The following is an 18,463-nucleotide window of genomic DNA, read 5'->3' as shown; positions in this document are numbered from 1 at the left end:
TCTTATTAATAATCATTCAACTCAAATTTCTGAAAAGCAGTCAATTTGAAGCTTAGACATTCTTTTTCTTTTATGTGTTGCTAATCAGAAAACACAGCCATAAACACTTCAGCCTTGGATCGTCCTACCTGTGCTTTTAATTCGTCTACTGAAATTTTTCCAATTTTATACTGAAGCTGATCCTGAATGCCTTCCAAAATATCTGTGTTGAATTGAAAAGTGTCAAGGTCTTCTTTAGCATAAGACGAGATATAAACTTTGATAAGCCTTTCAGAATCAAACTTGATGGCGTGCTTTTGATTGGCTTTTGAATACGGATACGCATAGTTTCTTAGCAATGACGTCAAATCTGAAAGCACAGCACTAGCCGTAGGAATGCTTCCTGCTCCTTTGCCTTGTAGAATTTGTTGTTGTGCAAAATCAGCATTGATTTGTATAGCATTATTTTCAAACTCTATAGTCGTCATCGCTTCTTTATTTGGTATGAACTGAGGAGCTACATACGATTCAAGTTTTCCGTCTTCAATCTTGGAATGACCAATCAATTTGATGCTGAAATTCTTTTCCTTGGCAAATTCAATATCTTCAGGTTTAATATGGCGTATGCCTAAATTCAAAATATCCTCTGGAGTGTTCAAAACTCCAAATGCATGGTAATTGCTAATGATAAGTTTGAACTTAGAATCCCAGCCATCGATATCTAAAGTAGGATCAGACTCTGCGAAACCGTGCTTTTGAGCATCTGTAATAACCTCATCAAAAGGCTGTGGATTTTGAAATAAACGCGTCAGCACATAATTGCTGGTCCCATTGCTTATGGCTTTCAGTGACGTTAAGGGGTCGTAACCGAAGGACTCTTCCAAAGTTCGTATAACAGGAATACTTCCACAAACTGAAGCTTCATAAAGCAAACTCACGTTCTGTTGTTGAGCTAAAGTGATGAGTTCTTCAAAATGCTCAGCAAGCATTTTTTTGTTGGCAGTAACTACATGTTTCTTTTGTTCTAAAGCTTGTTTCACTATAGAATACGCAGCTTTTGAGTCGTCTATCAGTTCCAGGACAACATTGATATTTTTATCATTCAAAATATCTTCAGCGTTATAGCTAAAGTATTTTGGATCGATAGATCTTGGTTTGTTTGGTTTTTTAACGACGATGGTTTTAAGTTCTATTTCTGGACTAGCTTTTTTCTTGAGAACATGGTATATTCCAGAACCTACGCTCCCAAATCCAAACAGTCCAATTTTAAGTTGTTGTGGCATTGGTTATAGTTTAAAATGTTTTTTTTAGTAATGATTTTATCTTTTTTACTTCAATAAGAAATCCGTCGTGGCCATAAATAGAGTCGATGATTTCTAAGGCACTATTGCTTGTGTGCTTAGCTAAAAATTTCTGTTCTTCTACTGGAAATAACAAATCACTTTCGATCCCGATGACCAGCGTTTTGGCTTTGATCTTTGCTAAAGCCTTTTCCTGACTTTCTCTGTTTCTGCCCACATCATGACTGTCCATAGCTTTGGATAAATACCAATACGATTTCGCATCAAAACGTTTCGAAAGCTTTTGTCCCTGGTAGTTTTGATAGGAAGATGCTCTAAAATCGTCTGTCGTATTTTCTTTATCAATTTGAGTTACTTTATACGTATTGTAATTTCTGTAACTCAATAAAGCAATAGCTCGTGCCGCTTCCAAACCCTTTTTACCAGAACCTTTTTTATTTTCAAAAAATGTAGAATCAGATTCTATTGCCATACGTTGAGTCTCATTCAAGGCTATTCCCCAAGACGAGTGCCTGGAGCTAGTTGCGAGTAAAATCAAATTCTTGATTTTACTGGGCTCTTGGATAGCCCATTCCATGGCTTGCATTCCTCCCATAGATCCACCTATCAGGTATTGAATTTTTGATATTCCAAGATTTTCTCTTAAGAGGTCCAGACTTTTGGTAATATCTCTAATGCTAAATTTTGGAAAATCCAATCCGTAGGAAGTCTTTGTTTCTGGGTTGACGCTTTGTGGGCTGGTACTTCCATAACAAGAACCTATAATGTTTGCACAGACGACAAAATATTCATCCAGATCAATTCCTGTTTCCTTATCAAAAATACCTGCCCACCATTCTTCGGGATGGGCATTCGCCGTCAAGGCATGGCACACCCAGATGACGTTGGATTTGTCTGCATTGAGTTGACCTAAGGTATTGTAAGCCAACTTAAACTCGGATAAAGTCTGACCGTTTTCAAGCTTGAAAGTGTGTTGATATATGAAGGTTTTATGCATAAACTTCCTCCTTATAGGATGAGGTGTTGATGTGATAGTGTATTGGAGTCTCATTGCTCAAATTATCGTTGATAGGACATCTTTTCTTTACGTTTTTCAGCAGAAAATCAACGCTTTCCTGTGTGGCGTTCGTCACAAAGTTGATTTCGACATCCAAAGATTGGAAACCAGCTCTACCGTCTTCGCTGTGACCCAGGAATTTTGCTGCATCAATATTTCCGTTGATATTAATTTTGAAATCGTAAAGTTTTATACCCAATTCTTTAGCTACCAGATTGATAACTACATTGAGGCAACCTGCGTAACCTGCCAATAGATATTCCACAGGATTAGCCGCCAAATCTTGACCGCCAAGTTCGTTGGGCTCATCTACTAAAAAGTTGAATTGTCTGGAAGCTCCTTTGTATAAAGTTGAGTTGATACTAGATCCGTTTATTGAAAAGTTTGAAATACTCATTTTTTAATGTTTTTAAAGTTGTGAAAATGCCTGATCCAAGTCAGCGATTATGTCGTCTATATGCTCAATTCCTACTGAAATTCTGAGCAATCCTGGAAATACTCCAGCCGCTTTTTGTTCAGCTTCATCGAGCTGTTGGTGTGTGGTTGAAGAAGGATGAATAATCAAAGTTTTAGCGTCACCTACATTGGCCGTGTGTATGATGAGCTTTAATGAATCTACAAGCTGGTCTGCTTCTTCTAAAGTCGCCTTCAGCTTAAAAGATAAGACTGCTCCAAACCCGCGCTGCAGATACTTTTTAGCATTTTCATGATAAGGTGAGCTTTCCAGTCCAGGATAGTTCACGTATTCTACCTTAGGATGTTTTTCCAGATATTTGGCGAGTTTTAAAGCGTTTTCAGAGTGGCGCTCGGTTCTTAGGGATAAAGTTTCCAGCCCTTGGAGAAGTAAAAAGGAATTAAAAGGGCTTAATGCTTGGCCAAAATCTCTTAGACCTTCCACTCTGGCTTTAATGGCAAAAGCGACATTAGGCAGCCCTAGTTCGTTGTCTTCACCAAACACCTCCCAGAATTTAAGTCCGTGATAACCTTCAGAAGGCTCAGTGAATCCAGGAAATTTGCCATTACCCCAATTAAAGTTTCCTGCATCTACGAGAATTCCTCCTATGCTATTGCCGTGCCCGCCAATCCATTTTGTCGCAGAACTCGTGACGATATTGGCGCCGTGTTTTATGGGTTGAGAAATTGCTCCGCCAGCCCCAAAAGTGTTATCTACAATAAGAGGGATCTCGTGTTTTTGAGCAATTTTAGCAATCGCTTCAAAATCTGGGATGTTGAATTCTGGATTACCTATAGTTTCCAGGTAGATGGCCTTGGTTTTATCATCAATCAAAGCCTCAAAAGAGCCTGGCTCATCTCCATTGGCGAAACGAGCATCAATTCCAAGTTTTTTGAAGGTAACATTGAATTGGTTGAAGGTTCCACCGTAAACATAGGAAGTAGAAACAAAATTATCACCAGTTTGTAACAGTGTGGTTAGAGCCAAAAACTGAGCGGCAATACCAGAAGATGTAGCCACTGCAGCAACACCGCCTTCGAGAGCAGCAACCCTCTTTTCAAAAACATCTGTAGTTGGATTCATGATTCTCGTATAGATGTTTCCAAACTCTTCCAGTCCAAACAGCTTAGCTGCATGTTTTGAATTTTGGAATTGATAAGAAGAGGTTTGATGTATTGGCACTGCAATAGAACCCGTTGTTGGATCAGATTGTTGACCTGCGTGAAGTTGTAAACTTTCAAATTTTAAAGTAGTAGGCATTTTTATTGGTATTAAAAAGATTATAAAATTGATATACTCGAATCACCTTCAGAAGTAAAGGGTTGAGTTAGATAGAAATCTGTGGGAGTGAGCCTATGCGCACATATAAGAATAGCACGACATAGGCGTGTGCATTCGCATTGTAGATGTACAAGGAAGTAATGTTGAAATTAATTCAAAATTGAATTGAATAGATACCGCGGTGTTTAAAAAATACAAGTTCATTTTCTTATAATTTATATGTCCCTACTTGGGCAGGAATTAGCACCTTTTCAACACTTTGTTGAGGTTGCCGAGGGTCGCGGAGCCTGTCTCTCGCCTCTTCTTTATAAATCATACACCAGAAAAATGGTAGATGATGATGCAAATATAATTCAAGCTTTTGAGATTCAACTATTAAAAAAGGCCTGACATGTTAAAGTATGTTAAAATAATAGTCGTTAATTTTTTGAAATGAAAAAAGCCCCGTTGTGGGGCTTTTTCTAAAAAGTTGTAAAAAACAACAAGGTTTGGCTAATTCGTTGTTATACATTTTTAATCTTTTGTAATTAATCAAAAATTAAACAACGTCAGCCCCCGTCGATTTTACAGCTGGACACAGTCATAAATGAGACTGAGATACCATGTGTATTAGTTATAGATGTTTTTATAAGAAATTTCAAATAATAGTCTTTAATAGATAGATACGCAAAACTTGGAATGGTTGCGTAAGTTAAGTTCAATATTAAAAAGAAATACTATTTTTACAAAAACGAATTCAATATAAATATGGCAAAAGAGAATAGCGAGAAAGATGCAAAGTTAAAAGCGCTTCAATTGACTTTGGACAAGCTAGATAAGACTTATGGAAAGGGTACAGTTATGAAAATGAGCGACCAAGCTGTACAAGATGTAGAGGCAATTTCTTCAGGTTCTTTAGGTTTGGATTTAGCTTTAGGTGTTGGTGGGTATCCAAGAGGTAGAGTTATAGAAATATACGGGCCGGAATCGTCTGGTAAAACAACGTTGACGCTTCATGCTATTGCTGAGGCTCAAAAAGCTGGTGGTATAGCAGCTTTCATCGATGCAGAACATGCTTTTGACAGAGCTTACGCTAAGAACTTGAATATAGATATAGATAACCTTATTATATCACAACCAGACCATGGTGAGCAAGCTCTAGAAATTACCGAAAACTTAATCCGTTCTGGTGCTATCGATATTATTGTAATTGACTCTGTAGCAGCTTTAACTCCAAAAAGCGAGATTGAAGGAGAAATGGGAGACTCCAAAATGGGTCTTCATGCAAGGTTGATGTCTCAAGCTTTGAGAAAAATGACATCTACTATTAGTAAAACCAATTGTACTGTGATTTTCATTAATCAGTTGAGAGAGAAAATTGGTGTAATGTTCGGAAATCCTGAGACAACAACGGGTGGTAATGCTTTAAAGTTCTATGCCTCTGTACGTCTAGATATAAGACGTTCTACTCAAATTAAAAATTCGAATAGTGACGTAATGGGTAACAAAACTCGTGTAAAAGTTGTCAAAAATAAAGTAGCTCCACCCTTTAAGATGGCAGAATTTGATATCATGTACGGAACTGGAATTTCAAAAATTGGTGAAATAATTGACATTGGTGTTGATTATGAAATCATAAAAAAAGCAGGATCCTGGTTTAGTTATGAAGACACTAAACTTGGTCAAGGTAGAGATGCAGTTAAAACATTACTTCTAGATAATCCAGAACTTATGGAAGAACTAGAGGTCAAAATAGTTGAAGCTATAAGAGTAGCAAAATCTGAAGACTAAATTTACTTTTATATAATTTTAAAGCCGATGACATGTCATCGGCTTTTTATTTGTTTAACAATGACGCAACCTTACTATTGAAATAACATCTTTTATGAAATATAGTAAAATGAAAATATCAGGTAAGTTATTCATTGCCATTTTTTTAGGTTCAATTATCTTGGTAAGCTGTGATGTAAACGATGATGGGTTTTTTCAATCCACTCAAGTTTCGAGAATTTTAAGCGCCGATGTTCCTGACACTATGGTGGTTGGCGAAACCTATACTTTGGGTATTGCTTATGAAAAAGACTCAAATTGTCATACGTTTTCTAACTTTCAGACTGTAAATCAAGGAGATAGTTTGTTTTTTGTACGAGCAATTACTACTTTCACACAAAATGGTAATTGTAACCTAGATCCTGAAGAAGCTTTAAGAGAAGCTGATTTTACAAATGATTTCGAGTCTAACTTCACTTTTAAGTTCTTGAAAGATAGAGATAGTTTAGGGGACTTTATTTATTTAAACAAAGAGGTGATCGTGATAGAAGAATAAATGGAATTAAAGAATCTAATAAAGCGTTGTAAACAAAACGACATAGCTTCCCAAAAGCTTTTGTACGAGATTTTTGCTGATGTGCTTTTTAGTATTTCTTTAAAGTATTCAAGAAATTATTCTGAAGCTGAAGATAACTTACAAGATGCTTTCATTCAAATTTTTGAAAAAATCCACCAGTTTAAACATAAAGGTTCTTTTGAGGGTTGGCTGAAACGTATAACTATCAATATATGTCTACAGCGATATAGAAATCAGAAAGTATTTGAACTAGTGAATGAAGAAGCTTTGAAAGCTGAAGATGTTTACGTAGAAAATAACAACTATTCTTTACAGTTTCTATTAAGTTGTATACAAAGCCTTCCAGACCGATATAGAATGGTATTTAATTTATACACGCTTGATGGATTTTCCCATAAAGAAATTGCTTCTAAACTCCAGATTAGCGAAGGAACTTCCAAATCAAATCTTTCTAGAGCAAAAGATATTTTAAGACGAAAAATAACTCAGGCAAATATCGATGGGGTTTATTCCCGAAAAGTTGATCATAATTAAATGAAATCTTCAAAATCCATAGAGCGATTATTTCAAGAAGGTCTTAAGGACTTTCAGGCTTCTCCATCTCATAAGGTATGGGATGGTATTGAAGAGAAATTATCAGGAAAAAAGAAACGTAGACGATATTTGCCTTTTTGGTGGCAAGTAGCATCTGTAGCTGCAGTTTTATTGATTTTCAGTTCCATTGGTGCTTTCTATTTTCACTCTTTCGAAACTAAATCACCAGTATCATCTAAAGAAAATTCAAAAATCAGAAAAACACCAAACTCTTTAGAAGTTATCCCAACCCAATATAGATTTTCGTCAATCAATAATAATTTATCAACTTTTGAAAATTCAATTGAGAATAGTTTTGCCTTTCAAATATTAGAAACAAAAACAGTCAATCAGACTACTAGTCTAAGACAGACGCCAGACTCATTTATAAATAACAAACTTACAGAAAGGTCATTCTTAACAGTCAATCAATTGAAAAGTTCTGAAATAAACCGCATTTCAAATTCTTTGATGGCATCAACACTTCTTGAAAATGAATCGAAAGATAATTTATTTTTCTATGACAATACTGAAGAGAAAGAATCCTTGTTTGATATTTTAGAAGAACATAATGTTTTAGCAGTTGAAGATGATGAGTCAATTGATAAGCCTTGGGAGGTGAAGCCAAATGTAGCTCCGGTTTTTATGAATTCCTTAAATGGCGGAAATCCTATAGAACCAAGTCTTCAAGGAAAGACAGCTAGTAGCCCAAACGTTTCTTATGGTGTAAATGTAGCTTATTCCATCAATAAAAAAATTAAAATAAGAACAGGAGTTAACCAGGTAGCAATGGGTTATAATACTCAGGACGTGATTTTAACCACAACACTGACGCCATTTGCAGCTAACAATTCAAGTTACATCAAAAATAATTTCATAGGTGAAGTATCCTTGATATCTGCTGTCAATGACAGAACGCCTATTAGTGAATCTACAAACTCGCTTAGAGTTCAAGCGATGGAATATAGCCCTGTTGGATCAATCAATCATGAGCTAGGCTTCTTGGAAGTTCCTTTGGAAGTGGAATACTCAATAATAAATAAGAAGTTAGGAATTCACTTGTTAGGTGGGGCTAGTACTTATCTGCTAAATAATAATGAAATCTTCTTTGAAGAAAACGGACGTTCTTCAAGTATTGGTGAAGCAGAAAATCTTAACAATTTAAGCTTTAGTGCTAACTTTGGCTTAGGAATGGATTACAATTTTTCTGAAACTTTATCTTTTAATATAGAGCCTAAGTTTATGTATCAAATCAATACATTCCAAAACACCAACTCCAGCTTTCAGCCCTATTTCTTCGGAATTTATTCTGGTATAAAAATTAAATTTTAGAATTTATTTTTCAAAATAGATGTAGCTTGTTGCTTATGTAAGTAAAAAAATTAACTTTGTTTTTATGAGAGTAGAAGAGTATATAAAACAATTACTATACAGATATGATTGCGTTATCGTACCTGAATTTGGAGCTTTTATAATCCAAAAAAAAACTTCAAAATACTATTCTCACGTACACAAATTCACACCTCCTTCCAGAAAAATCACTTTTAATAAGGCTATTCAAAATCATGACGGACTTTTAGCAGAAGCAATTGCTAAAGGTGAATCAATGGATTTTGAAAGTGCTAAACAAAAAATACAAAATTTCGTAGATGATTTTGGATCTGCTTTAAAAGCAGATAAAATGATACAAATTCCTGAGTTAGGACAATTCAATCTTAATGAAGAAGATAAACTGTCTTTTGAGCCCAATCAAAATATAAACTTCTTTACTGACTCGTTTGGCCTTGAAGAATTTACAATCGATAAAATTTCTGAAACAGAACACATACAAGAGCCGATTGTTGATGAAAAAATAAAGACCTTAAGCACTCTACAGGAAAATTCAGAAGAAAGGAGGCGCAGACCTTATCTCAAATATGCAGCAGTAGGAATTATTGCTATGGGTATAGCTGGCTTTGCAGGTATATATCAGTATAATAATTATATCATCTCATACAATGATTCTGAAGCTCAGAAAGCTGAATCACTTTTACAGGAACGAATTCAGAGTGCAGAATTCAATTATACTCTCACAGAACTCCCTCTCGATGCTACTCAAATTGAAACAGTAAAGCCTAAATATCATGTTGTAGCAGGTGCTTATAGAGTTGAGTCTAATGCATCTAAAAAAGTAGAGCTTCTTAGAGAAAAAGGCTATGAAGCATCTATGATCGGAAAAAACACCTATGGTTTGTATCAAGTTGCGTTTGCGAGCTTTGTTGACAGAGGAAAAGCTTTAGCACAGTTAAGAAAAATTAAAGCAATTGAAAATCCAGACGCGTGGCTTTTTGTCAATCAATTTTAAGCTTGGGTTAACACTACAAATCCTATCTTTGTAAAAAATATTACATGGAAGTAAAATATCCTGAAGACTCCAAAACCACACTTACAGATTTAGTTTTGCCAAGTGAAACAAATCCTCTTAATAACTTATTTGGGGGTGAATTACTAGCTAGGATGGATCGTGCTGCAAGTATAGCTGCAAGAAGGCATTCAAGGCGAATTGTTGTTACTGCCTCAGTAAATCATGTTGCTTTCAATAAAGCTGTGCCTTTGGGGAGTGTTGTTACTGTAGAAGCTAAAGTTTCAAGAAACTTCAAAACTTCTATGGAAATTTTCCTTGATGTCTGGATTGAAGATAGAGAAAGTGGAAGAAGATCTAAAGCCAATGAAGCTATATATACTTTTGTTGCAGTAGATGATACCGGTAATCCAGTCCCAGTACCTCAAATTGAACCACAAACAAAACTTGAACAAGAAAGATACGATGCCGCCTTGCGGCGCAAGCAATTAAGCTTAGTTTTGGCAGGTAAAATGAAACCTAAAGATGCAACCGAGCTCAAAGCTCTGTTTGTAAACGATAAATAAATATTCTATGTACGAAGTAATACAGATTGTTCACTCTTATTGGGCTTATTTAGTTGTTTTAGTCCTTGCACTAGCAACTTTTAATGCGATCATCAAGACATTAGGCAAAAAACCATTTGGTCCTCAGGATTTTAGGATTTCCTTATTCACTCTAATTGTATCGCATTTGCAGTTGCTTATAGGGCTTGTTTTGTATTTCGTTAGTCCGTATTTCAACGCGTTTTCTGAAGTTGGGATGAAAGGTGTTATGCAAGACAGCACATTAAGATTATACCTTGTTGAACATCCGCTGACGATGATCATAAGTATTGTTTTAATTACAGTAGGTTACAGCAAGCACAAAAAGAAACTAGCTTCTAATAAGAAGTTTAGAACCATTGCTATTTTTTATGCATTAGCCTTGTTGCTCATGCTTTCAAGAATTCCTTGGAATGCTTGGTTTTAAATCAATACTATTATTAAGGTCCTGATTTAAAATTAAGGAACTTTTCAAAAGAAAGACATTTACACGATTTTAGTTGAAGAAGTTTTAATTGAATTTTTAGTATACTATGATGAAATTGTATGTTTTCTAATATATCTCTGTTTAGTAATTACTAAGTAATATAAGTAACTAAAAAAGCCCTTTAAAATTAATTAAAGGGCTTTTGTTGTATAATAGAAGTTTACTACTACTTAAGCGTCAAATGGAGTGACATATACAAATGACTTATCGTCTTTTGTTTTCTTGAAATGTACTGTTCCATCTACTTTAGCATGTAATGTATGGTCTTTTCCAGCATATACGTTGTCGCCTGGTTTGTGAGCAGTTCCTCTTTGTCTCACAATAATATTACCAGCAACGGCAGCTTGTCCTCCAAAAATCTTCACGCCTAAACGTTTTGATTCTGATTCTCTTCCGTTTTTTGAACTTCCAACACCTTTCTTATGTGCCATGATGTTTAGTTTTTGTAATTATTTTACTTACTTAATGCTTCAATTAACTCAGCTTTTTTTAAAGCGGAGTACCCTTCTAGACCTCTTTCTTTGGCCATTTCTTTAAGCTCAGCAACTGTGTGCTTGCTCAAGTCAGCTGTTTCTTCTTTAGTTTCTGCTTTCTTAGTTTCTTTGGTATCTTCTTTTTTCTTAGAAGATGAAGCAGTTTTTGAAGAACCTCCAGAAACAGATATGTCTCCAATTTGGATTTCAGTAAGATACTGGCGGTGACCATTTTTCTTACGGTATCCTTTTCTTCTTTTCTTTTTGAAGACAATGACTTTGTCTCCTTTCAAGTGCTTAACGACTTTTGCGCTAATGGAAGCACCATCTATAGCCGGGGCGCCTAGAGTAATGTTGTCTCCGTCTGCATGTAAAAGAACTTTGTCAAAAGATACATCTGCACCTTCTTCTTCTTTCAAACGGTGAACAAACACTTTCTGGTCTTTTGCAACTTTGAATTGCTGCCCTGCTATCTCTACAATTGCATACATAGTGTTTAGTTATTTAATTTTTACTAAATAGTTTGCAAATATAGTATTTTAAAAATAAAGGGGCAATCAAAATTTTAAATGAAAATATTAGTCTTTCAGTTTGTGTTTAAATAACTGCATAAAGGAAAGTGTTAAGACTACAGTGGTTGCAAATCCTGATAGTAATACAGTAAAACTAAAAATACCAACACCAATATTATATGACTTAGAAAAGGTTTCAGCAATATTACTTATGAAATTTGGATCTACTTCTGTGACATACACAGCCATAAAAACAGTAAAAATAACTGTTGCTAGAAATCCTGTAACTATTCCAGCTTGAAATCCTTCTGTATAACTATAATTAGATTTTAGTTCAATTCTTTTATATCTAATGGCTTCATAGATAGCAAAACCAGTAATTACTCCATTAAATAAACTAAAAAAAGGATTGGTGTGCAAACCAAATAAGGACAAAACCAAAAAATAGGCTATTAAAGAGGAAGCCAAAGCTATTCCAAATCTTACAGAGAGTACAAATCGATTCATATGTATGTTTTATTTGCTAATATATTAAAATTACTAATGTTAAGAAATTTTCTTCTTGAATTAATAAAGTCTTAAGGCTTTTAAAAAAAATAAAATTGAATTCATAATTGTTGTAACAAATTATCTATTTTTAGACCTACTAACTATAATCTAAACAAATAGAAAAATGACTAAGACTATTATGTTATCAGTTTTTGTATTTTTTATCACGCTGGCGCAGGCCCAGAAGGTAGAATTTACAGAATATGACTTGGACAATGGTTTGCATGTGATCTTACATCAAGATAATACAGCGCCAGTTGTTACCGTTGGAGTAATGTACCACGTTGGTGCAAAAGATGAAGCTCCTGGAAGAACGGGTTTTGCACATTTCTTTGAACATCTTCTCTTTGAAGGAACCGAAAACATTGAAAGGGGTGAATGGTTTAATATTGTTTCTGCCAATGGTGGAAGTAATAATGCGAACACTACGCAAGACAGAACTTACTATTACGAAACGTTTCCTTCCAATGCTTTAGAATTGGGATTATGGATGGAGTCTGAAAGAATGTACCATCCTGTAATCAACCAAATAGGGGTTGATACTCAAAATGAGGTAGTGAAAGAAGAGAAAAGATCTAGAATAGACAACGCTCCTTATGGAAAAGTTGCTTATTCCACAGGAATTAATCCTTATATGTTTGACAAGCATCCTTACAAGAACTCTGTCATAGGTACTATGGCTGATCTTGATGCTGCAGAACTTGATGAATTCAAAGCTTTCTTTGAAAAATATTATATTCCAAACAATGCTACTCTTGTTGTAGCTGGTGATATTGATATTTCTGAAACCAAAAAAATGGTGAAAGATTACTTTGGACCTATCGCTTCAGGACCTGAAGTGGAAAGAGTTGATATCACAGAAGATCCAATTGAAGAAAAAATAATCGCAACAGATTATGACAGCAACATTCAATTGCCACTTACAGCATTAGTTTACAGAACACCTTCTATGAAGGATAGAGATGCTTATGTATTGGATATGATTTCTTCAGTGTTAACTGACGGAAAGAGTTCAAGAATGTACAAAAGAATGGTAGATGACGAGAAAATAGCTCTACAGGTATTAGCCTTTGCTAGAAGTCAGGAAGATTACGGTACTTATTTAATTGGTGCTTTGCCACTTGGTGATACTGAACTTTCTAAATTAAGAGACGTGATGGATGAGGAGATTGAAAAGCTTCAAACTGAATTAATTTCAGAAAGAGAGTATCAAAAACTTCAGAATAAATTTGAAAATAGATTTGTGAATTCAAATGCTAGCATTCAAGGCATCGCTTCTTCTTTAGCAACCTATCAAATGCTTTATGGAAACACAGATTTAATCAATGAAGAAATTGATATCTATAGAAGCATCACTAGAGAGGAAATAAGAGAGGTAGCAAAGAAATATTTGCAAGAGAACCAAAGACTTGAATTAGATTATTTACCTGAACCAAATGAATAAACATATCACAATGAAAAATATAATTGCAATACTATTAGTATGCTTGGTTGGCACTAGCATGTCTGCTCAAATTGACAGATCTCAAATGCCTAAACCAGGGCCTGCTCCAACCGTAAACATTGGAGAGCCAGATACTTTTACATTAAAAAATGGCTTAAAAGTATTAGTTGTAGAAAACGATAAACTTCCTAGAGTGTCTGCTAGACTTATTATAGATAATAGGCCTTTTACAGAGAAAAAACCCGGAACACAAGCTATGGTAGCGAGTCTTTTAGGAACTGGCACTGAAATGACAAGTAAAGATGAATTTAACGAAGAGATCGATTTTCTTGGAGCTAGTATAAATTTTGGTGCAGAAAGTGCTTATGCTAGTTCATTATCAAAATTTTTTCCTAGAATTATGGAGTTGATGGCAGAAGGTGCCTTAAAACCAAAGTTCACTCAAGAAGAATTTGAAAGCGAAAAAGCAAAACTTATTGAAGGCTTAAAATCAAATCAAAAAGATGTAGGAACTATTGCTAATAGACTTAGCAGTAGCTTAGCTTATGGCTCTAATCACCCTTACGGACAATATACATCTGTAGAAAGCGTAGATGATATTACTTTGGAAGACGTTAAAAATGTTTATAAAAACTATTTTGTTCCAGAAAATGCATACTTGGTAGTTGTTGGTGATATCACTAAAAAAGATGCCAAGAAAATTGTAAAAGAAACTTTTGGAGATTGGAAAAAGGCAACACCGCCTAGTACTACAATTCCAACAGTTAAGCCTGCTCAATACACTCAGATTGACTTTGTAGACATGCCAAATGCAGTACAAAGTGAAATTATAGTTCAAAATACTGTAGATTTAAAGATGGCAGACGAAGACTATTTCCCTGTATTGGTTATGAACCAAATTTTAGGAGGTAGTTTTGGTAGTTACCTCAATATGAATTTGAGAGAAGACAAAGGCTATACTTACGGAGCTAGATCTAATGTTGGTGCGAATAGATATGCTTCAAGATTTAGAGCTTCTGCAAGTGTAAGAAATGCTGTAACAGATAGTGCTGTTGTGGAATTTGTAAAAGAAATTGATAGAATTCGTAATGAGAAGGTAGATGCTGATAAGCTGGAAGATACCAAGAAGAAATTTGCAGGGTCTTTTGTGATGAGGCTAGAACAGCCTTCTACGATAGCTAATTATGCTCTCAATATTGAAACTGAGAACCTTCCGGAAGATTTTTACGAAACGTATCTTGAAAAAATCAATGCGGTAACGCAGGAAGATATTCAGCGTGTTGCCAAAAAATATTTGAAAACAGATCAAATGCAAATCGTTATTGCTGGTAAAGGTTCTGAAGTAGTTGAAAATCTTGAAAAAGTTGAATTCAAAGGAAAGAAAATTCCTGTGTTGTATTTTAACAAAGAGACAGAGAAAGTAGACAAGCCAGAGTTCAAAAAAGAACTGCCGGAAGGCTTCACCGTTGAAACTGTTTATAACGACTACATCGCTGCTATTGGTGGTGAAGAGTCAGTTTCTAAAGTGAATACGATGATGATGAAAGGTAATGCTAGCTTTCAAGGGATGGCACTTACGCTCATAAGAAAATTGTCTAAGGAAGGAAAAACTGCCGAGGTTGTTCAGATGAATGGGAACACACTGAGTAAACAAGTATTTGACGGTGAAAGCGGTTATGCCGTTGTTCAGGGTCAAAGAATAGATCTTAATGAGCAGCAAACTAAAGACAGCAAAGTTACTGCTGGTCTTTTTCCTGAACTTAACATTTCAGAAGGAGCAGAACTTGTAGGAATTGAATCTGTAAACGGTGAAGATGCTTACGTTATTAAACTGACAGACAATGTGAGAGAGTTCTACAGTGTAGATACTGGGTTAAAACTTGGTACTGAAACTACTGCAGAACAAATGGGTCAAAAAATGACATCTATGATTTCTTATGTAGATTATAAAGAAAACAATGGTGTTTTGGTACCGATGACATTTAGTCAAAACTTAGGACCGCAAACTGTTGATTTTAAAATGGAAGAAGTAAAGTTCAATGAAGGGGTTAGTCCTGCTGATTTTGAGTAAATTTTAAGTCTTTTGAATCTTTAATCCCGCTACTCAGCGGGATTTTTTATTTTAAAAGCTTCACCACCTTCACAATCACACTTTCTACACTGGTTTTAGTCGATACAAAAACAGATTCAGAATAGAGTTTTGCTTGCCTGGCAGTAGTTTCTCCGATGCAAATCACTTGAGATTTTGAAGAGGGGTTTCCTTTAAAAAAACTATCCACTCCGGAAGGACTAAAGCATAAGACTGCATCGAATGTTCGGTTGAAGGGTTTAGGTATTTTTATAGTCTTGTAAACGAAAATCTCTGTTAGGTTGATTTTTGCTTTTTCAAGTGCTTTAGAAAGTTCAGGCCTTCGTTGTAGGCTTCCAAAAAAAGTAAACGAAAGTTCTGGATGATTTTCAATAAGTTGTTGAGCTAAGGCGTTTCCATTTTCAGCAATGATTTTGACATCAAATCCAAGAGATTTTAGCTTTAAAGCTGTTTTTTCACCAACACAAAAGCAAGCTCCTATTTTAAAATCTTTGATTAACTCCACCGTTGTCTGACTGGTGATAATGACATTCTGGTAACTTTCTTCGGAAATTGATGTTGGTAAGTCTAATGCTTTAGTTTGTATGGCATTGTATTCAGTAAGACTTAGGCCAGCATTCAGTAGCAGGTTTTTTTGAGAGGGGCTAAGCAGTTTTGTAGAGAGAACAGAAGGCATCTTATAAGATTTTCCGAAGTTCTTTCATCAATCGGTCACCGCCTTGTTTCAATACCAAATCTGCACAGTGTTTTCCAAAACCATCCACGTGGTCTAAAGCTATAGATTCTTCGATTATGTATTTTTCTTTTCCATCAAGGCTAAAAAGCCCAGCTTTTAGTTTTAGTTCATTCCCTTTAACTGTAGCTAAAGCTCCAATAGGAGCTGTACAGCCGCCTTCTAGAGTTTTCAGAAACTCCCTTTCCACTTTGACCGCCAAAGCAGTTTCAGAATGGTTTATAGGAGTTAAAGCAGTTTTGCAAACAGAATTTGAATCCATTGTTACCACCAGCATCGCACCCTGAGCTGGCGCAGGAATCATCCAGTCCAGTTCGATGTGGTTTTCTGGTTTCAAATTGATACGTTCAAGACCAGCCGCCGCAAATATGGCTCCAGTCCATTCATTATCCTCAAGCTTCTGTAAACGTGTATTTACATTTCCTCTTAAGTTTACTACTTCATGCTTAGGATATTTACTAAGCCATTGTGCTTTTCTTCTCAAACTTCCTGTAGCAATAGTTTTTTTTGTAGAAAAATCTTTCAATCCTTTATGAATAAGTATGTCGCTGGTGTTTGCTCTTGGCAAAACTGCAGCTTCTACAACGCCTTTTGGTAAAGCAGTAGGAACATCTTTCATCGAGTGTACAGCAATGTCAATATCCCCTTTTATCAAGGCGACGTCTAGCGTTTTAGTAAAAATTCCTGTGATTCCCATTTCATAAAGCGGTTGCTCAAGGTTGAGGTCTCCAGTAGATTTGACTGGTTTAAGAATCGGGTTGTAGCCTTCACGTTCTAGAAGTGATTTTACTTTGTGAGCTTGCCATAAAGCTAGCTCACTATCACGAGTTCCTATTCGTATAGTTTTTGACATAAAGAAATTGAGTTATAGGAGAGTAATTTAAGCTTTATCAGAATCAGTTTCCAATTCGAAGACTTTTTTAAGTAAAGCGATGCTGTCCTCAGTAGAACCATTGGCGTTTCTCAAGTGACTTGCGAAACTTCTAGTAATTTTATGAATGACGCGATCACTTATGAGTTCGGCTTGTTCCTTATCAAATTTACCATTCTTCTTCCCTTGGTAATCTAATTCTTCTTCTTGGAAAATTTTGAATTTTTCTTTCAAAGCTTTTATAGTAGGAGCAAATTTTCTTGTGTCCAACCACTCATCAAATTCCACTTTCACCTCTTCAATAATAGCTTCTGCATCAGGGATAAATGCCTTTCTTTTAGACAGGTTTTCATCGGTGAGTTGTGATAGATAATCTAAGTGAAGAAGCTTTACATTAGCCATTCCTTCCACATCTTCAGCGACATTTTTTGGTATGGAAAGATCCAAAACCAAAAGGTCTTTTTTAGGATAAATCAATTCTTTAGTGATGGTTGGAGATTGAGCTCCAGTGGCCACAATAAGAATATCTGTAGAACGTATTTCTGATTGTAATTCTGAAAAATCTTTAACTATCAAATTGAATTTGCCAGCGATTTCTTCAGCCTTATCTTTAGTTCTGTTGATTAAAGTTATATTTTTATTGCTGGTATGTTTTACTAAATTCTCACAAGTATTTCTACCGATTTTACCTGTGCCAAAGAGTAAAATTTTTCTATCCGACACATGTTCAATATGATCAAGAATATATTGAACTGATGCGAAAGAAACAGAAGTTGCACCTGACGAAATTCTAGTTTCATTTTTAATCCTACGGCTAGCCTGAATAACAGAATTGACTAAACGTTCCATAAAATGATTAATCATTCCTTTTTTCTTGGATAATATAAAGGCAGATTTTATCTGACTAATAATTTCAAAATCACCAAGGATTTGACTATCAAGCCCACCGCCAACTCTAAACATGTGGTTGATCGCAGCTTCATTTTTTAAAACATAACCATTTTCAGAAAACGTTTCCTGATCGCCAATACTAAATTCACATAGTAAATCAATAAGTACATCTTGCTCATCTGCAAAAGCATAAATCTCCGTTCTGTTGCATGTAGAAGAAGTGACTACAGAGATGAGACCAATAGATTTAGCCTTGTCTAGCAAAGCTTTTCTTTGATCAATATTTAAATTGAATTTACCTCTAGTCTTTGCATCAGCTTTTTGATAGCTAATACCTATGACGTAAAAGTTTTTATGTTTAGAGACGTTATATTTCTGCATTCTTTGATTCCAAAAAATATGGTGTACAAAATTAGAGCATAAGTGTAGTTAAAAATAACGCTAAAAGTTCCTTTTTTGTCGTTTGACGTATTTTTATCCTAAATGTGATAAATATCAGTTCAATTAGGTATTTTTGT

Annotated in this window: 19 protein-coding genes and 1 riboswitch; of the genes, 9 read left to right on the top strand and 10 right to left on the bottom strand. The window is 35.2% G+C overall.

The window, feature by feature from the left end:
• Positions 1-80 precede the first annotated feature (80 nt).
• Genes ACFQ0R_RS04160 through ACFQ0R_RS04145 form a run of 4 tightly spaced genes read right to left on the bottom strand, consistent with a single transcriptional unit; the run spans position 81 to position 4,051 of the window.
• A complete protein-coding gene (locus ACFQ0R_RS04160) occupies positions 81-1,262 on the bottom strand; it encodes a homoserine dehydrogenase (RefSeq protein ID WP_379657117.1) in 1,182 nt (393 codons plus the stop codon).
• A 10-nt stretch (positions 1,263-1,272) separates the two neighbouring features.
• Positions 1,273-2,277: a homoserine O-acetyltransferase family protein gene (locus ACFQ0R_RS04155; protein ID WP_379657116.1), complete on the bottom strand. Its 1,005-nt coding sequence runs from the start codon at positions 2,275-2,277 to the stop codon at positions 1,273-1,275.
• On the bottom strand, positions 2,270-2,734 hold the full coding sequence (locus ACFQ0R_RS04150; RefSeq protein ID WP_379657115.1) for an OsmC family protein: 465 nt from the start codon (positions 2,732-2,734) through the stop codon (positions 2,270-2,272). The genes ACFQ0R_RS04155 and ACFQ0R_RS04150 overlap by 8 nt, the downstream gene beginning before the upstream one ends.
• A gap of 12 nt (positions 2,735-2,746) precedes the next feature.
• A complete protein-coding gene (locus ACFQ0R_RS04145; protein WP_379657114.1) occupies positions 2,747-4,051 on the bottom strand; it encodes an O-acetylhomoserine aminocarboxypropyltransferase/cysteine synthase family protein in 1,305 nt (434 codons plus the stop codon).
• A gap of 233 nt (positions 4,052-4,284) precedes the next feature.
• Positions 4,285-4,386, bottom strand: a riboswitch (SAM riboswitch).
• A gap of 433 nt (positions 4,387-4,819) precedes the next feature.
• On the opposite strand from ACFQ0R_RS04145, the gene recA reads away from it, so the two are divergent.
• The 7 genes from recA (at position 4,820) to ACFQ0R_RS04110 (ending at position 10,323) form a co-directional block, all read left to right on the top strand.
• Positions 4,820-5,842 (top strand): recombinase RecA, encoded by a 1,023-nt coding sequence (gene recA, locus ACFQ0R_RS04140; protein ID WP_379657113.1) that lies wholly within the window; start codon positions 4,820-4,822, stop codon positions 5,840-5,842.
• A gap of 109 nt (positions 5,843-5,951) precedes the next feature.
• Complete coding sequence (locus tag ACFQ0R_RS04135; RefSeq protein ID WP_379657112.1) at positions 5,952-6,377, top strand: hypothetical protein; 426 nt, start codon at positions 5,952-5,954, stop codon at positions 6,375-6,377.
• Positions 6,378-6,932: an RNA polymerase sigma factor gene (locus tag ACFQ0R_RS04130; protein ID WP_379657111.1), complete on the top strand. Its 555-nt coding sequence runs from the start codon at positions 6,378-6,380 to the stop codon at positions 6,930-6,932. It begins immediately after the preceding gene.
• Entirely contained in the window at positions 6,933-8,303 is a 1,371-nt protein-coding gene (locus ACFQ0R_RS04125; RefSeq protein ID WP_379657110.1) for a hypothetical protein, read from the top strand.
• Positions 8,304-8,367: 64 nt separating this feature from the next.
• Complete coding sequence (locus tag ACFQ0R_RS04120; RefSeq protein ID WP_379657109.1) at positions 8,368-9,315, top strand: HU domain-containing protein; 948 nt, start codon at positions 8,368-8,370, stop codon at positions 9,313-9,315.
• A 44-nt stretch (positions 9,316-9,359) separates the two neighbouring features.
• Positions 9,360-9,878, top strand: a complete 519-nt coding sequence (locus tag ACFQ0R_RS04115; protein ID WP_379657108.1) for an acyl-CoA thioesterase — start codon at positions 9,360-9,362, stop codon at positions 9,876-9,878.
• A gap of 7 nt (positions 9,879-9,885) precedes the next feature.
• Positions 9,886-10,323: a hypothetical protein gene (locus ACFQ0R_RS04110; RefSeq protein WP_379657107.1), complete on the top strand. Its 438-nt coding sequence runs from the start codon at positions 9,886-9,888 to the stop codon at positions 10,321-10,323.
• A gap of 230 nt (positions 10,324-10,553) precedes the next feature.
• Here the strand turns inward: ACFQ0R_RS04110 and rpmA are convergent, their stop codons facing one another.
• The 3 genes from rpmA to ACFQ0R_RS04095 form a co-directional block, all read right to left on the bottom strand.
• On the bottom strand, positions 10,554-10,814 hold the full coding sequence (gene rpmA, locus ACFQ0R_RS04105; protein ID WP_379657106.1) for a 50S ribosomal protein L27: 261 nt from the start codon (positions 10,812-10,814) through the stop codon (positions 10,554-10,556).
• Between the two features lie 23 nt (positions 10,815-10,837).
• On the bottom strand, positions 10,838-11,347 hold the full coding sequence (rplU, locus tag ACFQ0R_RS04100) for a 50S ribosomal protein L21 (RefSeq protein WP_379657105.1): 510 nt from the start codon (positions 11,345-11,347) through the stop codon (positions 10,838-10,840).
• A gap of 87 nt (positions 11,348-11,434) precedes the next feature.
• Positions 11,435-11,875 (bottom strand): DUF4199 domain-containing protein, encoded by a 441-nt coding sequence (locus ACFQ0R_RS04095; RefSeq protein WP_379657104.1) that lies wholly within the window; start codon positions 11,873-11,875, stop codon positions 11,435-11,437.
• A 166-nt stretch (positions 11,876-12,041) separates the two neighbouring features.
• Between ACFQ0R_RS04095 and ACFQ0R_RS04090 the strand changes: the two genes are divergently transcribed.
• Positions 12,042-13,361, top strand: a complete 1,320-nt coding sequence (locus tag ACFQ0R_RS04090) for a M16 family metallopeptidase (protein ID WP_379657103.1) — start codon at positions 12,042-12,044, stop codon at positions 13,359-13,361.
• 10 nt (positions 13,362-13,371) lie between these two features.
• Entirely contained in the window at positions 13,372-15,432 is a 2,061-nt protein-coding gene (locus ACFQ0R_RS04085) for an insulinase family protein (RefSeq protein WP_379657102.1), read from the top strand.
• Between the two features lie 46 nt (positions 15,433-15,478).
• On the opposite strand, the gene ACFQ0R_RS04080 is transcribed toward ACFQ0R_RS04085, so the two are convergent.
• Genes ACFQ0R_RS04080 through hemA form a run of 3 tightly spaced genes read right to left on the bottom strand, consistent with a single transcriptional unit; the run spans position 15,479 to position 18,326 of the window.
• Positions 15,479-16,126: a uroporphyrinogen-III synthase gene (locus ACFQ0R_RS04080; RefSeq protein ID WP_379657101.1), complete on the bottom strand. Its 648-nt coding sequence runs from the start codon at positions 16,124-16,126 to the stop codon at positions 15,479-15,481.
• A 1-nt stretch (position 16,127) separates the two neighbouring features.
• On the bottom strand, positions 16,128-17,036 hold the full coding sequence (gene hemC / locus ACFQ0R_RS04075; RefSeq protein WP_379657100.1) for a hydroxymethylbilane synthase: 909 nt from the start codon (positions 17,034-17,036) through the stop codon (positions 16,128-16,130).
• A 27-nt stretch (positions 17,037-17,063) separates the two neighbouring features.
• Complete coding sequence (gene hemA / locus ACFQ0R_RS04070; protein WP_379657099.1) at positions 17,064-18,326, bottom strand: glutamyl-tRNA reductase; 1,263 nt, start codon at positions 18,324-18,326, stop codon at positions 17,064-17,066.
• Between the last annotated feature and the right edge of the window lie 137 nt (positions 18,327-18,463).

It is taken from the genome of Psychroflexus salinarum (assembly GCF_042677225.1).
In the GTDB taxonomy this organism is placed as follows: Bacteria; Bacteroidota; Bacteroidia; order Flavobacteriales; family Flavobacteriaceae; genus Psychroflexus; species Psychroflexus salinarum.
The sequence above is the reverse complement of the archived record's forward strand: the minus strand, read 5'-3'. Positions and strand labels throughout refer to the sequence as shown.